This window comes from Flavobacterium undicola (assembly GCF_009909155.2).
GTDB lineage: Bacteria > Bacteroidota > Bacteroidia > Flavobacteriales > Flavobacteriaceae > Flavobacterium > Flavobacterium undicola.
The window spans coordinates 69,147-91,387 of the sequence record NZ_JAAAPM020000004.1 but is presented as its reverse complement, the minus strand read 5'-3'; the positions used below and the strand labels follow the sequence as shown (position 1 = coordinate 91,387).

Annotated in this window: 18 protein-coding genes and 2 tRNA genes; 1 reads left to right on the top strand and 19 read right to left on the bottom strand. The window is 33.8% G+C overall.

Features of this window, described 5'->3' with window-relative positions; translation table 11 throughout:
- Position 1: 1 nt before the first annotated feature.
- Positions 2 to 478 carry a hypothetical protein gene (locus tag GTZ96_RS03705; protein WP_161641243.1) on the bottom strand — a complete coding sequence of 159 codons (477 nt, stop codon included), beginning with the start codon at positions 476 to 478 and terminating at the stop codon, positions 2 to 4.
- A gap of 116 nt (positions 479 to 594) precedes the next feature.
- Between GTZ96_RS03705 and GTZ96_RS03700 the strand changes: the two genes are divergently transcribed.
- Positions 595 to 1,098, top strand: a complete 504-nt coding sequence (locus tag GTZ96_RS03700; RefSeq protein ID WP_161641242.1) for a DUF456 domain-containing protein — start codon at positions 595 to 597, stop codon at positions 1,096 to 1,098.
- 119 nt (positions 1,099 to 1,217) lie between these two features.
- Here GTZ96_RS03700 and GTZ96_RS03695 read toward each other — a convergent pair.
- The 18 genes from GTZ96_RS03695 to nrfD form a co-directional block, all read right to left on the bottom strand.
- Positions 1,218 to 1,291: transfer RNA gene (locus GTZ96_RS03695), tRNA-Asp, on the bottom strand.
- Positions 1,292 to 1,544: 253 nt separating this feature from the next.
- Positions 1,545 to 1,618, bottom strand: a tRNA-Asp gene (locus GTZ96_RS03690).
- 86 nt (positions 1,619 to 1,704) lie between these two features.
- Positions 1,705 to 2,631: a DUF58 domain-containing protein gene (locus tag GTZ96_RS03685; protein WP_161641241.1), complete on the bottom strand. Its 927-nt coding sequence runs from the start codon at positions 2,629 to 2,631 to the stop codon at positions 1,705 to 1,707.
- 125 nt (positions 2,632 to 2,756) lie between these two features.
- Complete coding sequence (trxA, locus tag GTZ96_RS03680) at positions 2,757 to 3,074, bottom strand: thioredoxin (protein WP_026708908.1); 318 nt, start codon at positions 3,072 to 3,074, stop codon at positions 2,757 to 2,759.
- Positions 3,075 to 3,356: 282 nt separating this feature from the next.
- Positions 3,357 to 3,734, bottom strand: coding sequence for a VanZ family protein (locus tag GTZ96_RS18270; protein WP_161641240.1), 378 nt, complete (start codon positions 3,732 to 3,734; stop codon positions 3,357 to 3,359).
- The gene (gene gcvH, locus GTZ96_RS03670; RefSeq protein WP_161641239.1) at positions 3,727 to 4,107 is read right to left on the bottom strand and encodes a glycine cleavage system protein GcvH; all 381 of its coding nucleotides are present in this window, start codon (positions 4,105 to 4,107) and stop codon (positions 3,727 to 3,729) included. The genes GTZ96_RS18270 and gcvH overlap by 8 nt, the downstream gene beginning before the upstream one ends.
- 83 nt (positions 4,108 to 4,190) lie before the next feature.
- A complete protein-coding gene (sov, locus tag GTZ96_RS03665) occupies positions 4,191 to 11,420 on the bottom strand; it encodes a T9SS outer membrane translocon Sov/SprA (RefSeq protein ID WP_161641238.1) in 7,230 nt (2,409 codons plus the stop codon).
- A 22-nt stretch (positions 11,421 to 11,442) separates the two neighbouring features.
- On the bottom strand, positions 11,443 to 12,024 hold the full coding sequence (ruvA, locus tag GTZ96_RS03660) for a Holliday junction branch migration protein RuvA (RefSeq protein ID WP_161641237.1): 582 nt from the start codon (positions 12,022 to 12,024) through the stop codon (positions 11,443 to 11,445).
- A 227-nt stretch (positions 12,025 to 12,251) separates the two neighbouring features.
- Entirely contained in the window at positions 12,252 to 12,686 is a 435-nt protein-coding gene (locus tag GTZ96_RS03655; protein WP_161641236.1) for a CBS domain-containing protein, read from the bottom strand.
- A gap of 86 nt (positions 12,687 to 12,772) precedes the next feature.
- Entirely contained in the window at positions 12,773 to 13,714 is a 942-nt protein-coding gene (gene queG / locus GTZ96_RS03650) for a tRNA epoxyqueuosine(34) reductase QueG (protein WP_161641235.1), read from the bottom strand.
- A gap of 2 nt (positions 13,715 to 13,716) precedes the next feature.
- Positions 13,717 to 14,070 carry a four helix bundle protein gene (locus tag GTZ96_RS03645; RefSeq protein WP_161641234.1) on the bottom strand — a complete coding sequence of 118 codons (354 nt, stop codon included), beginning with the start codon at positions 14,068 to 14,070 and terminating at the stop codon, positions 13,717 to 13,719.
- 129 nt (positions 14,071 to 14,199) lie between these two features.
- A complete protein-coding gene (ruvB, locus tag GTZ96_RS03640; RefSeq protein ID WP_161641369.1) occupies positions 14,200 to 15,222 on the bottom strand; it encodes a Holliday junction branch migration DNA helicase RuvB in 1,023 nt (340 codons plus the stop codon).
- Positions 15,223 to 15,372: 150 nt separating this feature from the next.
- On the bottom strand, positions 15,373 to 17,169 hold the full coding sequence (locus GTZ96_RS03635; protein ID WP_161641233.1) for a cytochrome c oxidase subunit I: 1,797 nt from the start codon (positions 17,167 to 17,169) through the stop codon (positions 15,373 to 15,375).
- A 27-nt stretch (positions 17,170 to 17,196) separates the two neighbouring features.
- On the bottom strand, positions 17,197 to 18,345 hold the full coding sequence (locus tag GTZ96_RS03630; protein WP_161641232.1) for a cytochrome c oxidase subunit II: 1,149 nt from the start codon (positions 18,343 to 18,345) through the stop codon (positions 17,197 to 17,199).
- A gap of 19 nt (positions 18,346 to 18,364) precedes the next feature.
- Entirely contained in the window at positions 18,365 to 19,729 is a 1,365-nt protein-coding gene (locus GTZ96_RS03625) for a cation-translocating P-type ATPase (RefSeq protein ID WP_161641368.1), read from the bottom strand.
- 27 nt (positions 19,730 to 19,756) lie between these two features.
- Entirely contained in the window at positions 19,757 to 20,302 is a 546-nt protein-coding gene (locus GTZ96_RS03620; protein ID WP_161641231.1) for a c-type cytochrome, read from the bottom strand.
- Positions 20,303 to 20,309: 7 nt separating this feature from the next.
- The gene (locus GTZ96_RS03615; RefSeq protein WP_161641230.1) at positions 20,310 to 20,837 is read right to left on the bottom strand and encodes a DUF3341 domain-containing protein; all 528 of its coding nucleotides are present in this window, start codon (positions 20,835 to 20,837) and stop codon (positions 20,310 to 20,312) included.
- The gene (gene nrfD / locus GTZ96_RS03610; protein WP_161641229.1) at positions 20,830 to 22,233 is read right to left on the bottom strand and encodes an NrfD/PsrC family molybdoenzyme membrane anchor subunit; all 1,404 of its coding nucleotides are present in this window, start codon (positions 22,231 to 22,233) and stop codon (positions 20,830 to 20,832) included. The genes GTZ96_RS03615 and nrfD overlap by 8 nt, the downstream gene beginning before the upstream one ends.
- Between the last annotated feature and the right edge of the window lie 8 nt (positions 22,234 to 22,241).

The following is a 22,241-nucleotide window of genomic DNA, read 5'->3' as shown; positions in this document are numbered from 1 at the left end:
TTTACTCCACTTTAATAATTACAGGAAGAATAAATTGGGTTTTTACAGGAATTCCTTGTTTGATAGCTGGATTTACTTTTGGAAAATTTACCAATCGGGCGTGAAGTATACTGTCGATTTTAATGGTGTCATAAGCAACCGAATCTTTAGGGAATTGCGGTTCGAATTGCATTTTAGAGTTAGGAAAAACAGTCACTTTGACTTCAATTGTATCGAGTTCAGGATACAAAGCCGAAAGCGTATCTACACGTAATTTTTCCTGTATGAGCTGGGTTAAATAATCAAAAAAGCATTGTTGACGCTGTGTTTTCTCTTCTAATTTATCACAATCTACGAACGAAGGATATTCGTCAACCTCTTTCCAGTTAATCGCTTTCAATTCCTTTTGCAATAATTCTTTTTCTGACGGCACTTGCTTTTCGAAGTATTGACAGGAATTAAATAAGGTGAAAACTAAAAAAAAGTAATAGTACTTCAAGGCTTTGTTTTTGAATTAGACTAATATTTTATAAAAATACAATTATTTTTTTGAGATGCTTTGGAAAATAAATAATCTTCCTAACTTTCTGTAAATTATTTTTTCAAAATTAATTTATGGATATTTTACTTCTGATACTTGGGTTAGTGTGTATGTTTATTGGGATTCTAGGTAGTTTTCTGCCTGTGTTGCCTGGTATTAGTTTGTGCTGGTTAGGAATAGTTATGCTTTATATTACAAGTGTAATTCCAGTTAATTATTGGGTTTTAGGAATGATATTGTTAGTGGTTATTGTTTTTTCTATTGCCAATTATATTTTACCAGCAAAAGGAACTCAGCGATTTGGGGGCAGTAAAGCTGGAATTTGGGGAACAAATATTGGGCTTATTATTGGTTTGTTGGCTCCAATTCCATTCGGTTTTATAATTGGTCCGTTTGTAGGGGCATTAGTTGGTGAATTATTTTTTGATACTAAAAATGTAGAGCAAGCATTAAAAGCTGCAACTGGATCAGTTTTAGGTATTTTAGCCTCCAGTTTTATTCAATTTATGCTTTGTGTAATTTACTTAGGCATATTTATTTCTATTGTTTGGGAGTATAAAGAGCTTCTCTTTAGCTAAAACAAAATTTATGCAATAAAAAAAGGCTTTCTGCAAAATCTATCCGTTCTTGAAACGAGATAACAGGTATTATAGAATAAAAAAAGCCTTTCCGTTAAGAAAGGCTTCTTGCAAATTTGCGGTCTGGACGGGACTCGAACCCGCGACCCCATGCGTGACAGGCATGTATTCTAACCAACTGAACTACCAAACCTCTGCTTTATTGCGAGTGCAAATATACAATATAATTTTCTTTAAAAACAAGCCTTAAAACAAAAAAATAAATCTTATTTAAAATAGCTCTTAAATCAAAAAAGCCATTCACATTTAAGTGAAAAGCTTTTCATTGGTCTAACTACTAAACCGCGGTTAGCGTTACAAATGCTAACCAAACAACACAACTAGCTTTATATACCGTATAGTGGAAAAAAAAGCCTTTCAGTTACGAAAGGCTTTCCCAATATTAGCGGTCTGGACGGGACTCGAACCCGCGACCCCATGCGTGACAGGCATGTATTCTAACCAACTGAACTACCAAACCTCTGCTTTATTGCGGTGGCAAAGATACAATAGATTTCTGTTTACACAAGTGTTTTTATTAAAAATAATAATATATTTTTCTACTATCTAGCCAAAGTTTTGTTTTTCAACCAAATAAGTCAACACTATTTTTTCGAAATTTTCCCTAACACTTACCGGAACGTACTTGATTTTGTTTTGAGCACAACTTAAAGCTAACTTTTTAAAGTATAAAGAAGCCTGTTTTTCATATTCTTCCTTGACATTATCAGCAAAAACAACTATTTCTTCCTTAGTTTCTACATCAATAAATTTCCGTGGGGCATTATCAAAGTCAAAATTAAGTTCCGTTTTTCCATCTACTACATGAAACAAAACCACTTTATGTTTATTGTATTTTAAATGTTGCAAAGCATTCAACAAACGCTCCTCTTCTCCAGTTTGAAACATATCAGTAAACAAAATAATCATCGAACGACGGTGAATCTTCTCGGCTATCTGATGTAAAAAAGTAATCGTATCGGTAGTTTTACTAACAACTGGTTCTTTTAATAAATTCTCCAGAGCGTTTAATACCATTCTATGATGACGATCACTGCCTTTTTCGGGCGCGTAGTATTCATAAGTATCCGAAAACACACTTAGCCCTACTGCATCACGTTGTTTCTTTAAAAGATTCATCAAAACGGCTGAAGCCAAAACAGAAAATCCTATTTTGTTTTCATAAAAATCCTGATTCCCATTTAATTTCGGATAATGCATCGACGAAGAATTATCGATAATAATATGACAACGCAAGTTGGTTTCTTCTTCAAATTGCTTGGTGTACAATCGATCTGTTTTGGCAAACAGTTTCCAATCGATATGTTTGGTGCTTTCACCTGCATTATACACCTTATGTTCAGCAAACTCTGCCGAAAAACCATGAAACGGACTTTTATGCATGCCCGAAATAAAACCTTCCACCACTTGGTTTGCTAACAACTCCAGATGCTGAAAACTGGAAATTTTCCCTATTTGCGATTCAATCTTCATCTCTCAAAGATAACAAAAAAGAAAAACCCGACCGCTTTTAAAAAACTGTCGGGTTTGAATTAATTATAGAAAAAAAGGCTTGACTTTCGCCAAACCTTTTTCTCATATAAATCATAATCTTACGATTACAACAAAGCGTCTAAACTATCTGCGTAAGTTTGTTTCGGAGCAACTCCTACTTGTTTTCCTACGACTTCTCCGTTATGAAAAACCAATACTGTAGGTATGTTTCTCACTCCGTATTTTGCAGCAAATTCTTGGTTTGCATCAACATCAACTTTCCCAACTACCACTTTTCCGTCGTATTCAGTACTCAATTCGTCAATGATTGGCCCAACCATTCTACAAGGTCCACACCATGCTGCCCAAAAATCTACCATAACTGGTTTATCTGATTTCAAAACTACTTCTTCAAAAGTAGCGTCTGTTATTGCTAATGCCATATTTTTTTTATTTAAAATTTATAAATATAAAGTCTTTAATTCCTTAAACACTATGCAAATTTAGAAATTAAAAACTAACAAAACACCATTCCAAAATTAGTTTTGGCTATTAATGTATTGTTAATTATTATCAGTAGCTATTCCTGCTGTCCGCTATATCTTTAATACCAAACCCTGGTATTAAAGTATGCCGCTTCCATCAGGGCTAAAAAATTCTGGGATACATATGTTTAAAATAAACAATAAAAAAATCCCGCCTTAGCAGGATTCTTTATTTAGTTTTTATACAAAAAGCCTTTTCTTATCTAAAAGTGTAAGAATTAAAATTGCTAACAAAGCACCCGTTGTATTAGATAAAACATCTATTACATCTCCATTTCTTGAAATAGTAAAAAATGTCTGAAATAGTTCTATTGTAATCCCAAAAGAGAGAGAGATAAAAAAAACAATCCCCAAAAGCCTCGTACTACTTTGATTTTTATAATAAAATCGAAGTACTAAAAACCACAATAGACTAAAAACAAAATGAAAAAAAGCGTGAACGAATTTATCAAGGTAGATAATATCGACACTGGGAAGATTACTTGCCTTAATTAAACACAAATACAAAATAATTCCTGTCCAAGACAAAGCAGCACCTAAACAAATTTTCTTAAGCACCTATAAGTTCTTTATAGCCTTCAGCAGTTAATAAAGTATCGAATTCAGCTAAATCTGAAACTTTAATTTTTATCATCCATCCAGCACCATAAGGATCTGAATTTACTAATTCTGGAGCATCTTCTAATCCAGTATTGAATTCAACAATTTCTCCTGACAAAGGAAGAAACAAATCAGATACTGTTTTTACTGCTTCAACAGTACCAAAAACTTCATCTTTTTCAAGTGTTTGATCTAAAGTTTCCACTTCAACATAGACAATATCACCCAACTCTTTTTGAGCAAAATGTGTAATTCCTACTGTTGCAATATCTCCTTCTAAACTTACCCATTCATGATCTTTAGTGTACTTTAAACTTGCTGGTATACTCATAATAATAGTAATTGATATATGATAATTGTTTTTTTTGGCAAATGTAACAATCTTCGAATTAAATCTTATCGAGATTCAAGAAATTAATTCCCAAAATTGTATCGAAGTGTAAATCCGGATCGAATATTAGTTATAGGAAACGAAGTCGATATCACTGCTTTAGAGAATGAATGATCGTAATAGAAAATAGCCGTTAGGTTTTTACTAAATGAATAATCAGCCGTTAATTTCAAAGACCATAAATTTTGCCCCCCTGCTAATTGGTTGTTATCATAATCTAAATAACGCACTATGGTTTGATTGTTTCTATACGACAAATCGGCTTTCACATTGATATCTCCTTTAATAACTCCAGTAGGATTATCAGCCAGTCTTGAAGAAAAAACAACATTCTTAAAACGATATCCTAAACCTACTATGTATTCAATTCCTTTTACTTCGGTTAATAAATTATTATCAAAACTCATCGACAAAGCGCGGTCTTTTTTAATTTCAGTAAGCACTTTTAGTGAGTTTTTCAATTCAAAATCCATTCGAACAAGAGGACTAAATTGCTCCACTAAATTCACATTAGACATAATTGTTTTATTGTAAAAATTGCCACTATCATCCTTTCCTGATGGGTCTTTATCATAATCAAAATTAGATCGGTATTGATTAATAGTATAAGACGCTCTATAGCTATGTTGCAAAGAAAACCGCTTGAAATTCTTTTTAAACAAACCGTAACGCATCAAACCATTGTATTTTACTGTCCAGTTAGGAATTGGAAAACTTCTAAAAATCCCGGTAGAAACACCCGAAGCATCGACTCCTGTATAAGCCGCTACAAATGCCGGTAATAAAACAGATTGATTGTTTTTTCCAAATCCAATCGGATATCCATTATTCGAAATAATTCTTTTTCGCTCCGGGTTATTAGGATTTGCTAAATCTGTTTCCGGGAGACTCGGATTTTCCGCTGGAAGAGTTGAAGCATCATAACGTGGTACTACAGCTCCATAATGATCTGTTGCCAATCGGTTTGCTACCAAAAGTCTATTTGTTCTAAAATCATCAAATGCAGCCGAAGCATTCTCATCACTTTGAGAGAAAGCAGTCTTGATTAACACCGTAGAAATAGAAAACATTCCATAATTATAAGGAGAACGCGAATTATAAGTCCCATCAGCAGACACATCGAATTGCTCAGAATAATTTGAAGAAAGTGATCTGTCCATTGTCAAATCGATTTTCAAATCAGGAAACAAATCGACATTAGCAGTAGCTCTTAATACTTTATTACTCACCTGTGTATAGTTTTGATTAAACTCCTGATAGTTGGTCAACCAACCATTTTTAGCAGCTTCATATCTTACATCATCCTGACTTCCAAAGATAAATCCTAATGAAGGTCTGGACGAACCTAAGAATCCAATACTCGGCGTATATCCCGGTAATAATGTACCACTATTTTCCGAATAATTAATTTGAATATTCTTAACACTAGTCAAAACTCCCATCAATCCATCTACAAATTCATTGCCTTGTGCTTGCGGTTTTGGAGCAACATTAGTAATTTTTTGTCCTGGTTTTGGGGCAACAGCTGGAGTTCTGGCTGCTACTTTTGGTTTTTTGGACAAACCTAAATACTTATACAACATGTCCATATTAAAAGTAGTGTTCAAAGTATTGGTACGAGCATTTTGAACCGTATTTCCTAAATTGTAAGCCGAGCCACCTACTTCTATTTCAGACAAAGCATTTGCTGATTTCTGCCAACTATAATCACCTGTATAAGAATAATTCGCTTTTACAAAACTAAACAGCGGAATCTTATTAATAGGAATATCGTAATTTAAAATAATTTGCTGTGTATGTCGATTTGGATCACCAATATCCCAATAGCTATCCCAAATGGAGAAATCAGCTATAGGCTGGTCATCTTGATCCAAATAATTCTTAACAATGTTGCTCGTTGAAGCAGCATAACTAAATTTCAACGATTTAGTCAAATTATAATTAAAACCATAGTTGTAATTAAAACCAAAATTTCTTCGGTACAATGGATTCAATTCAAGTCCAGGAACATTATCTACCTGTCTATACTGTTGACGATTGTATTGTCTATTAATATTAGTATTAAAAGTAACATTAGAAGGTAAATAATTAAAATTAAAATCGCTCAATAACTTCCAATAAGTACTTTTCTTCATGAATTTCGTTTTATTGAAAGGCTCTACTGCTTTAGAATCAAAAGTATAAGCATAATCAACCGAAGTACTGGCTTGCTGATCAAGATAGTCTTCAATTTCATAATCATGGCGCTCTACTTTATTAAACGATTGTGAAAAAGTAAAATTCTCAGGATCATAAATATGTGGTTTTTGCTCAGCTCCTCTTTGCTTTCTTACTCCAATAAAATTAACACTAGTACGCTTAGTATAGTCTATTGCTCTGTTTTTCAAATTAGCTCTTACATCAGCATCATCCGTTTCACTTAAAAGCTGCTTTAATTTAATATCCTGATTAAATGGATCGTATTCCGGCTTAATAGTTTCTTCGCCTACGCTGTAGTTAAAAGGTAAATTAATCCCCCATTTATTAGGCAACAATTTCCCTAAATTCAAATTGGTCACAATATTATATTGTTGAATATCTTCTCTGCTTCTTTCATTTGGACCTTGTTCAATAGTACCAAATCCTACTGTACTCATTTTTCCAGTTGCAGAAACTGTTGCAAAATCAGCAAAATTAGCATCTACATTTAACACCGCAGCCATACCACCATGATTATCCATATCAGCTAAACGAAGCTCATTGAACCAAACCTCTCCTTTCAGGTCTTGATGTGGTTCATTACTCTTAATTCCGACCATCAAAGTACGCACCATCCCGAAATTAGGATTTCCTTTAATACCCAATCTTAATTTACTATCGCCATCACGTCCATCTGGATCTCCCGGAATAGTTGTATCATCATCTAAATAATAAACTCCATCCAATGGCAGCGTACTGGCATCTATTGCCATAGCTTTAATTTTTAACTTGGTTAACAAAGACAATGCTAAATCTATTTCATTGGCTTCAGGCCAAACTTCTTCGGGAGTATATTTACAATTACCATCTGTAGTTTTTGTTACCTTTAGAGGAATCTCAATTTGATAGAAATTTTGAGTAAAATCATTACCAAAACGTATAAACCCAACCATCTGATTGTCTTCCAATGGAATTTGCCCTTTCAAAGATTCGGCGTGTAAAAACATTTTCAGTTTTTTAAACTGACGCATGTCTACACTTACATTTTTAAAAACCGCTCTAGCATCATCAATCTCTAAACCATCACCCGCTACTCTTAATGACAAGGATTGCTCATTTTGATTAATCAAAGTATTATTATTATACAACTGTTCTCTTTGCACCCCTGGAGGAGTAACATAATTCACTGGACATTTTGTGTTGTTTTCTTGAACGTTAACCGCTGTAACATCCAATTCTGTATTATCATCGGCAACGTTAGTATCATTAGGATCTAAGGTACTCGTATATCTTCTCCATTCGCCTCGTACCAAATCTAAAGCTCCAAAACGCAATGTTACTTCATCATCAAAACCTGTCATAAACATTCGCATAAAACGAATAGATCTAAAGTCAGAAATATTACCAATCGTGTTTTCAGGTGACGAAACCGGAATTTTAAACTGAATCCATCTTGCACTAGTCACTTCCCCATTTGGCAAAGTCGCTTGAGTTTCTCTGACATCGGTTACGTAATTTTGCCCCACTAGCATACCAGGCTTCATGTCAATGCTATATTCATAATAAGCATTGATTGTATTCATCGTATTATCTCTATTTATGTCTTCCACATCTGGAACAGTCGAAGCGCCTCGATTAGGATCATTTATATCAACAGCCGAGTTACCATCTACGCCATTATAATTTTTGTAACGCTCTTTTACTCCTCCCGAAGTATTAAGATAGTAAGTATAATCATCGGCAGCTGGATCCGGTTCAGAAGCAAAATTATTATAAATAGTAGCTTCAGCATTATTTGTCAAACCATCCAATCCAACATCTTGATTCTTTCTATTGTTTGCGTCTGCATCAAAAGCATATATTAAGGATTGCGAAGCAGGAACATCTCCCCAAATTGGTTGTGGATTTACCTTTACTTGATCTGGCCCTAGTCCATTCTCATATTGCTTTCTACCATCCTTCAATATGTCTTCGGAGATTTCTCCTAAGTTAAAATAAACTTTACCCGTATTAGTAGCTTGTGATTTTCCATTACCCACATAAGGATCTAAAACCCAAAACTGAATGTACTCCACATTTCCTTGTTCGAAATTAGTTGAGCTCAGCGAACGCATAATACCCCCAAAATTATCTTTTGGAGTTAAACCAAAATTAGAATTATTATTATACGGCCCTCTTTCTGACGGCAAATAAGTCAAATCCAAAGTATTGATTACTTGTGTTTGTCCTTGCGCTATATCGGTTAACGGATACAACTCTTCACTATAAATTCTTCTGGTTGAGTTTAACGAAATATCATCATTAGATATCCCAGATGGTTTTTGAACATAAAAGATAGGATCAATAGTGTACCATGCTAATTTTGCTCTTTTATGACCATAAGTCAAATCATTGGCTTTCGCATTAAAATTATAAGTACTGCGAGTATTCTCTTCAGGCGTTGATGCCAAACTCCAAGCATAGGCCGAACGCATATCGATAGTAGATTGCGAACCTTCAAAATCATCAACATAAAGTGTTGATTCTCCTTCAAATTGATCTGCTTTAGGAGTATCCGGTTTTAAAAATGCAATTTCCCCTCTTACCGATAAATTCGACGGAACATCGGTATCAATATTAGGAAGCATATTTACCAATCTTGTAAAAAACGGAACCTCAGTAGAGAAATTGGTATTGAATCCAAAAATAGTATTATTTACCGATTCTTGTCCATAACTGGATTTTTGAGTAAATGGCTTTTCAGTCATTTTTAAAAAGGTACCTCCTAAAGTAAAATTATCCGAAAATTTATGCTCAACATTTACCCCCATAAATCTTCTGGTTTGTTGACCAAAAATGGAATTATTTTCGAGAGAAACATTAATCGGAGTATTAGAAGCCTGCAATGAAGGGTCTAAAATTTGAACACGTCCTAATTGATAATTCACACTATAATCTACTCCCTCAACTAGAACTCTACCTCCAGCAGTAACCACAACCGAACCTTGAGGCACATTGTAAGCCCCAATTGGGATTCCATCACCAGCAGACGATTTGTATTTTCCTCTTAGTAAAAACTTATTCTTATCACTGTCTTGCAATGCTCCCGACTGAGTATTGCGATACATACTCCTAAAAACATATTTCCTTTGATTATCATTATAATTTGCCGGATCGTCATAATCTTTAGAATTATTAGGATCATTTAACTTATTAAAAAGTAATTCCCCAAAAGGTTCTTTTGTGGTAAAAATGATACGCCCATTTTGAGAATCTACCGTTAAACCGGGAACGAAATCAAAAAATCCATCCCCACCTGTTTGACGATCATTATTATAATTTAATTTATCTAAGTTAAAAACATTCAACAATGGTGTTTCTGCAACTTTATTTTCTGGTGATGGACTTGGCGGAAATGTACTTCCTGTTACCGGAGAAATATAATTTAAAGGTGACGGATCAGTATAAAGAATATTAAATCTAAAATCTTCCTGTTTTACTTGATAAGCACCTGGAATTTGATAAATATTTTTCATCATCAAGTTCCAAACTGGATTTTTGACATTGGTTAAATTACTTTTCAGCATTTTCAAAATCAAACTCTGTGTAACAACTGCCTGAGTTGATTGTGGTGTACCTGTAACAAGAGTTGCATCGACACCATCATTCCCAAATTCCCCTACTTGATACACCTGGTCTCCAATTGTATATTCATAAGCTACCGCCAAAATCTCATCATTTGACAATCTTTGTTGTAAAGAGATATACCCTAATTGCGGATGGTAAGTATACTCATTAGTTGTTAATTTTCGAGCATTCTCAAGTTTCGAATAATCCTGTCCTTCACTCACCGAACTATTAAAACCAGAATTTGCCGTTGCAATTTCACGAATATTTGAATTCAATAATCCATTACCCGATTGAATTTGGGCAGGATTATATTTATTATTCGAATTATCGGTTGGAGAATCTGCCGGATTATTAAACATTCCTGTGGAAGGATCTAAAACTACCACTTCATTATCCGGTAATCCTGTCAACTGCGCTTCTCCTAAATCCTGGAGAGCAATAACGTTTCTAAGATTATTAGAAGTAGTATTCAATCTGGTTTGTTTATTAGTAACCCAAACTTCTAATCGGGTTATTTGGACCCTACTATCTATAAAAGGATAGTTTTTTAATGCTGTATCATATCTATTTCTAAAATACTGAGATAGAAAAAAATGTCTATCATTATCGTAATCTAATGCATAAATATCATAATTCTGTATGGTTCCACCACCTTGAGAAACAACTGTTTTTGTTTGCGACTTTTGTTCAGAAAAAACACCCGTAACTGTCGTTTTACCAAATTGCAATTGTGCCTTAACCCCAAACAAACTCTGCGCTCCCCTAATTAAAGAACTATTAAGAGGCATGCTCACATTTCCAACTTCAATTTTCTGGATAATATCGTCTTCTGTTGGTGTATAATCTAACTTTAGTAAATTCTGAAAAGCAAAAGTAGATTGTGTATCATAATTAGCATTTACATTCAATCTAGTTCCTACTTTCCCCATCAAGCTCATGCTAATTCGCTGGTCAAAGTCAAAAGAAAGATTTGATCTGTTTCTTGGAGAAAACGAAGGATTGTCTTGTTTTGTATATCGTACTCCCATATCCATTTCAACAGAACCCGTAGGTTTTACGTCAATGGTGTTACTTCCAAAAATAGATTCAAATAAACCTGATTTCACATAGTACCTAGGCAACAAATCCTTTTTATTGGCTTCACTTCCTTCTTTTTTTCCATCAATTGCATCTGACTTCTTTTTGAAATAATCTTTCATCGATTCTTTCAAAACTAAGTTTTCATATTCTCTAGGAGTCAAAATAAGAGGATACTTAATTGAAAATCCATTAACAGAACTAGTATAAATATATCTGTCTGTTTTTGGGTCATAGGTATATGCCGAAAGAATACTCTTAGGGTCTTTTATTTGGACTTTCCCTAATGAATACTCTCTTTTTGTTGTATCTTGAACTGGTTGATTTACCTGAGCTAGTGATACAAAACCACATAATAAAACCGCCAAAAAAATACAGATTTTATGCATACAATTGGTTTTTACTGTGCCTTTATAAGCTTTTTAATGCTTGTTTGATAATAGATTCTACAGATGCATCTGGATCCTCTTTTATAATTTTCTCTATAACCTTTTCTGAAGCTTTTCTAACAAATCCTAAAACTTCTAAAGCAGATAACGCTTCATCTCTATTTGTATTGCTTTGCGACATAGAAACTTCATCTAAATCGTACAACTTTAATACTTTATCTTTAAGATCCAAAATTACTCTTTGTGCCGTTTTACTCCCTATCCCTTTAATAGACTGAACGGTTCCCACATCTCCTGATGCAATAGCATTAGTGATTTGTTTAGGATCCAGTGATGACAACATAGTTCTTGCAATTCCTGCCCCAATACCTGAAACCGAAATCAGTAATTTGAAAATTTCTCTTTCTGATTTCTCAATAAAACCAAATAATGTATGCGCATCTTCCTTTATTTGAAGATAGGTAAATACTTTTATAAAATCAGAATTAGGAAGTAATGAATAAGTGTGTAATGAAATATGAACATCATAACCCACTCCACCACAATCAATAACAATTTGTGTTGGCGATTTTTCAACTAACTTTCCTTGTAAGTGTGCAATCATCTAATTTTTTTATAAAAGTTTTTTTGTTTAAAATTGCTTTTACCAATCTCCTATTCCAGGAAACCAACAACAGTAATAGCAGTTTTATCTTATATACAAAGATAGAAGTCTTAACTTAAAAAGTTAACATTTTCATAATTCTTTTATAAAAATCCAACAATTAATTTCATAAAAAAAGCCGCAAAAAATTGCGGCCAGAAGATATCTTTTATATTTAAAATCAAAAACTAAGATTGAGTCCCATTGATATAAGAATCCAGCAATTGAATTGTTTCTTTTTGTTTTTCAATAATTGATTTTACAACATCCCCAATAGAAATAAGTCCAATGACTTTATTGTCTTCCACAACAGGTAAATGTCTAATCCTTTTTGAAATCATCAATTCCATACAATTATCCAAATCATCTGTTGGCGTAACAGTAATTACATTACTTACCATTATTTCGTGTACTAAAGTGCTCTTTGAAGATTTATTCTTAAGAACAATTTTTCGAGCATAATCCCTCTCAGACAGAATTCCTTTTAGTTGGTCATCTTCAATAATGAGGATTGCCCCAACGTTTTTTTCTCCCATTACCTTAATAGCATCATAAACGCTAATAGTCGAAATAATTGAATACACATTATTCCCTTTCGTGCTTAATATTTGATTTACAGTCATATTGAGAATTTTTAAGAACTATAAATATAAAAAAAAATCACCAAAAAACAGCCACTAAACAATTTAAAATTTAGGCCATAAATTTATCATTCCTTCAAAAAATTAACATTTCTGTTTAATCCTTGAAACTTAGTTCTTTTAACAGGCGAATCTTTAAAAACTATTTTAAACGTTTCTTCTGTCATTTCTTCCCAATCTTTTTTAGTCATCGAAAGCAAAGCAGGATTAGGATTAAACAATGGTTCATTATGACTTTTAGAAAATCTATTCCAAGGACAAACATCCTGACAGGTATCACATCCAAATACCCAATCATCAAAATGTCCTTTCATTTCCATAGGAATATTTTCCTTCAGCTCAATGGTAAAATAAGAAATACATTTACTTCCATCAACAACATAAGGAGCAACAATAGCTTGTGTAGGGCAAGCATCGATACAAGCCGTGCAGCTTCCACAATGATCAGTCGTAGCATTATCATATTCTAAGTCCAAATCAATAATTAATTCAGCTATAAAATAAAAAGAACCTACTTTTTGAGTCAATAGATTACTGTTTTTCCCTATCCAACCTAAACCGCCTTTGGCAGCCCAGGCTTTATCCAAAACAGGTGCAGAATCCACAAAAACACGACCCGAAACCTCTCCAATAGTTTCTTGAATCGAAAAAAGCAATTCTTTTAATTTTTCTTTAATGACAAAATGATAATCTTTACCATAGGCATATTTCGAAATCTTATACGAGTCTACAATCTGTTCTTTTTCGGGGTAATAATTAAGTAAAAGCGACACGACACTCTTAGCATCATCTACGAGTAGAGTTGGGTTAAGGCGTTTGTCAAAATTATTCTCCATATAGGCCATCTGACCGTTATGGTTTTTATTCAACCAATTTTCTAACCGAGGTGCTTCTTCTTCCAAAAAACCAGCTTTAGATATACCACAAGATAAAAATCCGAGGCGTTTGGCTTCGGATTTAATGAATGAGGTATAGCGGGAAGCTTGAAGTTGGAAGTTAGAAGAAGCCATTATTATTTCAATTTAGCTTTAAAAGCAATAGTCATGTTCATCAAATCAAACGAATCATTATATAATTTATCAAAAACTTCGTTACTAATGTAGCCTCTTCTTTTTGCCTTGTACAAACAAGTAACAACTTCAGCCAACAATCGGACAGAATAACCTAAAAACCTATTGAATTCAGCATTAGACTGTTCTATAGCCCCTTCAGAAATATTTAAAGCCACAGAATCCGATGCTCTTAATATTTGAGAAGAAAGATTATACATTTCATGCTTTGGAAATTCTTTAATAATTGTATTAATCTCTTCTCCAAAATCCATAGATTTCTGCCAGATAATTAATTTTTCGAATTTAAAACTCATACGTTTATATTTATTGTGGGAAGTGGGAAGCTAGGAGATGGAAGTTGGAAGTAAAATACAATTAAGAAAATCTCTTAAAAACTTCAGTCTCCATCCCTCTACTTCTAACTTCCTACTTCCAGCTTCTCTTTAAAAAAGTCCTCCTTGAATATTCGTTCTAATTTTACCTAAATGCTTATAAGCTTTATCGGTAACTTCACGTCCTCGTGGAGTACGCATAATAAAACCTTCCTGAATTAAAAAAGGTTCGTAAACTTCCTCTATGGTTTCACTACTTTCGGAAACAGCAGTTGCCAAAGTACTCAATCCTACAGGCCCCCCTTTGAATTTATCAATTATGGTAATCAGAATTTTATTATCCATTTCGTCCAAACCATGAGCATCTACATTAAGCGCTTTTAAGGCATATTTCGAAATTTCAATATCAATAGTTCCATTGCCTTTTATTTGGGCAAAATCGCGTACTCTTCGCAACAAAGCGTTTGCAATCCTTGGTGTTCCTCTGCTTCTACCAGCAATTTCTATAGCAGCTTCCATACTAATTGGCATTTTTAAAATAGAAGCGCTTCGTTGTACAATAGTAGTCAACAATTCAACAGTATAATATTGCAACCTAGAAGAAATTCCAAAACGGGCACGCATAGGTGCTGTTAAAAGTCCTGAACGGGTTGTAGCACCAATTAAAGTAAACGGATTTAAATTAATCTGAACCGTTCTTGCGTTTGGCCCTGATTCAATCATGATATCAATCTTAAAATCCTCCATAGCCGAATACAAATATTCTTCAACTATAGGACTCAAACGATGAATTTCGTCAATGAACAAAACATCTCTTTCTTCAAGATTAGTCAACAAACCAGCTAAATCTCCTGGTTTATCAAGCACTGGCCCAGAAGTTATCTTGATACCCACTTCTAACTCATTAGCCAAAATATTAGCCAATGTTGTTTTTCCAAGTCCCGGAGGCCCATGAAACAAAGTATGATCTAAGGCTTCATTACGTTGATTAGCTGCAGCAACAAAAACTTTAAGATTTTCTAAAACCTGATCTTGTCCTGCAAAATCATCAAAAGAAAGAGGTCTTAATCGTTTTTCAAGATCAAGTTCATCAGGATTGTATCCTTTGTTTGTTGGGTCTAAATTTTCATTCATGTAACAAAGATAGACAAAGTAATCAGTTTGTAAAACAGTTAAATCCCAAATAAAAAATTCCAAATTCCAAAAAGACTGAACCTTTTTGGAATTTGGAATTTTATATAAAACAATAAAGACTGTCTTTTCAGACAGTCTTTATAAAATATTTTAGTGGTGTAAAACTGATTCACCTGGTTTCATTGGAACCGTTTGAGGAACAAAATCCTCTTCGTGTTCTGGATTACTGTAATCGTAAGCCCAACGGTGTACTTCAGGAATTTCACCAGGCCAGTTTCCGTGCATATGCTCTACAGGAGTAGTCCATTCTAATGTAGTAGATCTCCATGGGTTTTGTACTGCTTTCTTACCGTAGAAAATACTACTAAAGAAGTTGTACAAGAAAACCAATTGGAAAGCTCCACCAACTAATGCAAATGTTGTAATCAATACGTTCACATTTTGCAAATCGTCAAATAATGGGAAGTTTGTATTTGTATAATAACGTCTTGGTAAACCAGCTAATCCAATAAAGTGCATTGGGAAGAAAACTCCATAAGCACAAACCGCTGTTACCCAAAAGTGAATATAACCTAAGTTTTTATTCAACATTCTTCCGTACATTTTAGGGAACCAGTGGTAAATACCAGCAAACATTCCGTAAAGTGCAGAGATACCCATTACTAAGTGAAAGTGAGCAATTACAAAGTAAGTATCGTGAACGTTAATATCTAAAGTACTATCTCCTAAAATGATTCCTGTTAAACCTCCAGTGATGAAAGTTGAAACCATTCCGATAGAGAACAACATAGCAGGATTTAATTGCAAATTACCTTTCCATAAAGTTGTAATCCAGTTGAACGCTTTTACAGCAGATGGAATTGCAATCAATAGAGTAGTAAATGTAAATACCGATCCTAAGAAAGGATTCATACCTGAAATAAACATGTGGTGACCCCAAACAATTGTAGATAAAAATGCAATTGCAAGAACTGACATAATCATCGCTCTGTAACCAAAGATTGGTTTACGAGAGTTTGTAGCCAAAATTTCAGATACTAGACCCATCGCAGGTAAGATTACAATATAAACCTCAGGGTGTCCTAAGAACCAAAATAAGTGTTCAAATAAAACTGGAGATCCACCTTGGTAATGTAAAACTTCACCAGCAATATAAATATCTGACAAGAAGAATGAAGTACCAAAACTTCTATCAAAAATTAACAACAAAGCTGCAGATAACAATACTGGGAAAGAAATTACCCCAATAACAGCAGTAACAAAAAATGTCCAGATTGTAAGAGGAAGTCTGGTCATAGACATCCCTTTTGTTCTCAAGTTAATTACAGTAACAATATAATTTAAAGATCCCATTAAAGAAGATGCAATAAAGATAGCCATTGAAACTAACCAAAGTGTCATACCCGCACCAGAACCTGGAATTGCTTGAGGTAAAGCACTTAAAGGTGGATAAATTGTCCAACCCGCTGATGCAGGACCAGCTTCTACAAATAATGAACTTAACATAATTACGGCTGATAAGAAAAACAACCAGTAAGAAATCATATTCATAAATCCAGACGCCATATCTCGGGCACCAATTTGAAGCGGAATAAGTAGATTACTAAAAGTACCACTCAAACCAGCTGTCAACACAAAGAATACCATGATGGTACCATGTATTGTAACTAAGGCAAGATAAACATCATTAGCCATCACACCATCAGGAGCAAATTTATCACCTAATAAAATATTGAATATTTTAAAAGATTCTTCTGGCCAAGCTAATTGCATTCTAAAAAGCAAAGACATACTAATACCAATAACCCCCATAATAATACCTGTAATAAGGTATTGTTTAGCGATCATTTTATGATCAATACTAAAAATGTATTTAGTAACGAATGTATCTTTATGGTGGTGTTCGTGTTCGTGATCGTGAGCGTGATCGTGACCTTCTGCTGACATATATTATACTTTAAATTTTCTTAATAATTATTTAATAGCAACTTCTTTAGTAGCCGCTACTGTATCATTCCCTTTAGCCTCTCCTGATACGTCATCAGCAGGTTTTTCTAATGAAGCTTTCACTTCTTTAACTAAGGTAGTTTTATCTGCTAACCATTTTTTGTAATCTTCCGGTGTATCAACAACAATTTTCATTTGCATGTTGTAGTGAGAAGCTCCACAAATTTTATTACAAAGCAACAAATAATCAAAAGTGTAAGGATCTAAACCAGGTTGACCTTTAGCAACTAACTCAACACTTTTCTTAGCTCTTAACTCATTAATATGAGCTACTTTTTCAATCATGTATGGTAATTCTCTATACTCTGATGTTGTATAAGTAGGAACAAAAGCAAATTCAGTAACCATACCTGGAACACAGTTCATTTGTGCTCTAAAATGAGGCATATATGCTGAGTGTAAAACGTCCTGAGAACGCAACTTAAAGTGTACTTTTTTTCCTTTTGGTATGTGTAATTCTGAAACTACAATATCATCTTGTGCATTTTTATCTGACAAATCAACTCCTAAAGTATTTACACCTTCAATATAACGAACATTAGCTTTACCTAATACATTATCTTCTCCAGCTAATCTAGCAGTCCATTTAAACTGTTGAGCATACAACTCAATTACAATAGTATCCTCGTCCTCATCAATAAACATAATGTTAGTCCAAGCATATAATCCATAAAGAATTAAACCAGCTAATGTAACCGCAGGAATAATACTCCATAAAGCTTCTAACTTATTGTTATCAGCAAAATACAAGGCTTTTTGATCTTTTTTACCTTTGTATTTAAAAGCAAAATAATGCAATAAAAGTTGAGTAATTGCCTGAACAGCAAAAATTAAAATCCAAGTAATATTCATCAATCTATCTACTTCTACTCCATGTTCTGAAGCTGGAGTATGTAGTGGCATATCTCCCCAAGTAAGCAAACCATATATAGTAAAAACATATAAGAATGCTAAAAAACCAAACATTAAATATCCTTGAATATTATTGTCTTTATCATTAGCTACTTGAGAACTATCTGAAGAAGAACCCACTTGAGTAAGGTCGAATATTTTAGTCAATTGCCATAAAGCAACAGCTAATAAAACTAAAACTATAATTACCAACAAACTTGTCATCTGTTTATCTCTTTAAAAATTAATAATGAAAATGTTTACTTTCTTCGATATAAGGATTTCTTTTTGCTAATAAAGGAACTTTAGTTAATGCTGTAAATACAGTAAAAATAAACAACCCAAGGAAGAAAAGAACGGACGAGATTTCAGGAACACCAATAAACCATTGATCGCCAACTGTACCAGGCATAATCATATTAAAGAAATCAATATAATGACCTGCTAAAATAACGATACCTGCCATAACAATTACCCAAGTAATTCTTTTGAAATCAGTATTGACAAGAATCAATAAAGGAAATACAAAGTTCATAACAACAGCTCCAAAGAAAGGAAGGTTGTATAATTGAATTCTAGTAATAAAATAAGTAATCTCTTCAGGAATATCTGCATACCAGATTAACATAAATTGAGAAAACCATAAGTAAGTCCAGAAGATACTGATACCAAACATGAATTTAGCTAAATCATGGATATGACTTGTATTCACATGCTCTAAGTAACCTCTTGATTTTAAATAAACAGTTACCATAGCAATCAAAGTAATACCACTTACAAAGAAACTTGCAAATACATACCATCCAAATAATGTAGAGAACCAGTGTGGATCGATTGACATAATCCAGTCCCAAGACATAATAGACTCAGAAACGATGAAGAATACTAAGAAACCAGCTGATAATTTAAAGTTCTTTTTATAGAATGTATTATCATTAGATTCATCTTGAGCTAAACAGTTTTTTCTTGAATAATGACGGTATAAGTTCCATCCAATCAAGAAAATAGCAGCTCTAACAATCCAAAATCCGAAGTTTAAATAACCTGATTTACCAGCAATCATTTTATCATAGTTAGCGCTTGTAGGGTCAGTTACACCTTCGACCAACCAAGTAAACAAATGATTAAAATGAAGACCACATAAAATTAATATTATAAAGAATATAGCAGAACCAACAGGCAAATAAGCTGTTATACCTTGCATAACTCTAAATAAAACTGGAGACCATCCAGCTACAGCAACTTGTTGAATAGCATAAAAAGCTAAAGTTCCCATAGAAATAAGCATAAAGAAAATACAAGCAACATATAAAGCTGCCCATGGCTTATTTTGTAATTGGTGCAAAACATGAGTTAAATGCTCTTCATGCTCAGCAGCTTCTTTAACTTCTTCTGCAGTTGCATGTTCCGCTTTAGCATGAGCTCCTTCAGCAGCTTTAGCTTCTTCATGATGTGCTTCACCATGTCCACCGTGAGATTCTGCGGCAAGGATATTCTCAACTTCATGAATATCTTTAGGTGCGTTTAAAAAACCATACCCTATTCCTAATATACCAACGGCCATTAAGATGATAGAAAAAGTTTTTAATTTACTTGAAAATGTATACATATCTATTACGATCAGTTTGTTCAACAATTATAATTGGCTTTTAAGTTTAAGCACATAGTCAGCAATTAACCAACGCTCGTGTTTACTTAATTGATTTGCATGAGAACCCATTGCATTTAAACCATACGTCTCAACGTGAAAAATACTTCCTTCAGTGATATCTCTATCCGCATAACTAGGAACTCCAAGAAATTTTTCTCTCTCAACTAATTTTCCTTTACCATTACCAGCTGCACCATGACAACTAATACAATAGATTTCGAAAAGTTCTTTTCCTTTACCAGAATTTCTATCTAATGAATCAAGTGGTGACTTTAAATTGGCTTTAGCCAATTCATATCCAGCAGTAGAATTTTCATATTCATAAGGTTCAAAACCTCTGTTAATACTACCTGGAGCAGGCAATTGACCTTCTCTTCCGTTAGCAAAAGCTTTAGACTCTGAATAAGTTTCATAGCCTACTGACTCATACATATTTGGAAAATACTGATAATTCGGCGCTTTATCATTATGACATGAAGCTACTAAAATAGTTATGCCTAACAATAGTGTTATTTTATATACCCTTTTCATATCTAAATTAATTCTTTTCTATTACTTTAACTTCTACAGCACCTGTATTTTTGAAAAAAGAAACCAATTCTTCTTCATTATCGTTGATAGCTACTTCCATTAAGAAATGATCATCAGTAGTTCTAACATCTGGATTCTCAGCTTCTTTAAAAGGCCATAATCTACTTCTCATATAAAAAGTAATAACCATTAAGTGGGCTGCAAAGAATACAGTCATCTCAAACATAATAGGCACAAAAGCCGGCATATTTTGGATATAACTGAAACTTGGTTTTCCTCCAATATCTTGAGGCCAGTCATGAATCATAATATAACTCATCATGAAAGTTGCAAAAGAGATACCAACACATCCATACAAAAAGGCACAAATTGCTAATCTTGATGGTGCTATTCCCATAGCTTTATCCAAACCGTGTACTGGGAATGGAGTAAAAACATCTTCAATATGATGATGAGCTGCTCTGGTTTTCTTAACCGCATTCATCAATACATCATCGTCATTATAAATGGCGTATATTACTTTACTACTACTCATGGTGTGAATCTTTATTTGCTGCTCTTTCTCTTATGTAATTATCTCCTGTTGCTTTTAAAATTGTTTTAACCTCTGCCTGCGCAATTACAGGGAAAGTTCTTGAATACAATAAAAACAATACAAAGAAGAAACCTATTGTTCCGATGAAAATTCCAATATCAACAAATGTTGGAGAGAACATTGTCCAAGAAGATGGTAAGTAATCTCTATGAAGAGAAGTTACAATAATTACGAATCTCTCGAACCACATTCCTATGTTTACAACAATAGAAATAATGAAAGAAAACATGATACTAGTTCTTAATTTCTTAAACCACATAAACTGTGGAGAGAATACGTTACAAGTCATCATTGACCAATATGCCCACCAGTAAGGTCCAGTAGCTCTGTTCAAGAATGCATATTGCTCATACTCTACTCCTGAATACCAAGCGATAAACAACTCAGTAATATAAGCCACACCTACGATAGAACCTGTAATCATAATGATAAGATTCATCAACTCGATATGTTGTAAAGTAATATAAGCTTCTAGATTAGATACTTTTCTCATGATAATAAGTAAGGTGTTCACCATAGCAAATCCAGAGAAAACCGCTCCAGCAACGAAGTAAGGAGGGAAAATTGTAGTATGCCATCCTGGAATTACAGAAGTAGCAAAGTCCATAGATACAATCGTGTGTACAGAAAGTACAAGAGGAGTTGCTAAACCAGCAAGTACCAAAGATACTTCTTCAAAACGTTGCCAATCTTTTACTCTACCGCTCCATCCAAAACTCAAGATAGAATATACTCTTTTATTAAATGGAGTAATCGCTCTATCTCTAAGCATTGCAAAGTCAGGCAATAAACCAGTCCACCAGAAAACTAACGATACTGATAAATAAGTAGAGATTGCAAATACGTCCCAAAGCAATGGCGAGTTAAAGTTAACCCATAGAGATCCAAATTGGTTTGGTATAGGTAATACCCAGTAAGCCAACCATGGACGTCCCATGTGAATAATTGGGAACAAACCTGCTTGTATAACTGAGAAAATTGTCATTGCTTCTGCTGAACGGTTAATCGCCATTCTCCATCTTTGACGGAATAACAATAATACCGCAGAAATCAAAGTTCCAGCGTGACCAATACCTACCCACCAAACGAAGTTTGTGATATCCCAAGCCCAACCAACTGTTTTATTTAATCCCCATGTTCCAATACCTGTAGATACTGTATAAACTATACATCCTATCCCCCAAAGGAAGGCTGTTAAGGCGATTGTAAAAACAATCCACCAATGTTTATTAGCCAAACCTTCGACAGGCGCTGCCACATCTACTGTTACATCATGATAAGTTTTATCACCTATAACTAAAGGCTTTCTAATACTAGAGTCGTATATATGAGACATATTCCTTT

Coding starts and splice junctions, on each gene's coding strand:
- GTZ96_RS03625 (WP_161641368.1), bottom strand. CDS start 19,729: ATGTATACATTTTCAAGTAAATTAAAAACTTTTTCTATCATCTTAATG.
- GTZ96_RS03630 (WP_161641232.1), bottom strand. CDS start 18,345: ATGACAAGTTTGTTGGTAATTATAGTTTTAGTTTTATTAGCTGTTGCT.
- queG (WP_161641235.1), bottom strand. CDS start 13,714: ATGGCTTCTTCTAACTTCCAACTTCAAGCTTCCCGCTATACCTCATTC.
- GTZ96_RS03700 (WP_161641242.1), top strand. CDS start 595: ATGGATATTTTACTTCTGATACTTGGGTTAGTGTGTATGTTTATTGGG.
- nrfD (WP_161641229.1), bottom strand. CDS start 22,233: ATGTCTCATATATACGACTCTAGTATTAGAAAGCCTTTAGTTATAGGT.
- GTZ96_RS03635 (WP_161641233.1), bottom strand. CDS start 17,169: ATGTCAGCAGAAGGTCACGATCACGCTCACGATCACGAACACGAACAC.
- GTZ96_RS03655 (WP_161641236.1), bottom strand. CDS start 12,686: ATGACTGTAAATCAAATATTAAGCACGAAAGGGAATAATGTGTATTCA.
- GTZ96_RS03645 (WP_161641234.1), bottom strand. CDS start 14,070: ATGAGTTTTAAATTCGAAAAATTAATTATCTGGCAGAAATCTATGGAT.
- ruvB (WP_161641369.1), bottom strand. CDS start 15,222: ATGAATGAAAATTTAGACCCAACAAACAAAGGATACAATCCTGATGAA.
- trxA (WP_026708908.1), bottom strand. CDS start 3,074: ATGGCATTAGCAATAACAGACGCTACTTTTGAAGAAGTAGTTTTGAAA.
- GTZ96_RS03620 (WP_161641231.1), bottom strand. CDS start 20,302: ATGAAAAGGGTATATAAAATAACACTATTGTTAGGCATAACTATTTTA.
- ruvA (WP_161641237.1), bottom strand. CDS start 12,024: ATGATTGCACACTTACAAGGAAAGTTAGTTGAAAAATCGCCAACACAA.
- gcvH (WP_161641239.1), bottom strand. CDS start 4,107: ATGAGTATACCAGCAAGTTTAAAGTACACTAAAGATCATGAATGGGTA.
- sov (WP_161641238.1), bottom strand. CDS start 11,420: ATGCATAAAATCTGTATTTTTTTGGCGGTTTTATTATGTGGTTTTGTA.
- GTZ96_RS03685 (WP_161641241.1), bottom strand. CDS start 2,631: ATGAAGATTGAATCGCAAATAGGGAAAATTTCCAGTTTTCAGCATCTG.
- GTZ96_RS03615 (WP_161641230.1), bottom strand. CDS start 20,837: ATGAGTAGTAGTAAAGTAATATACGCCATTTATAATGACGATGATGTA.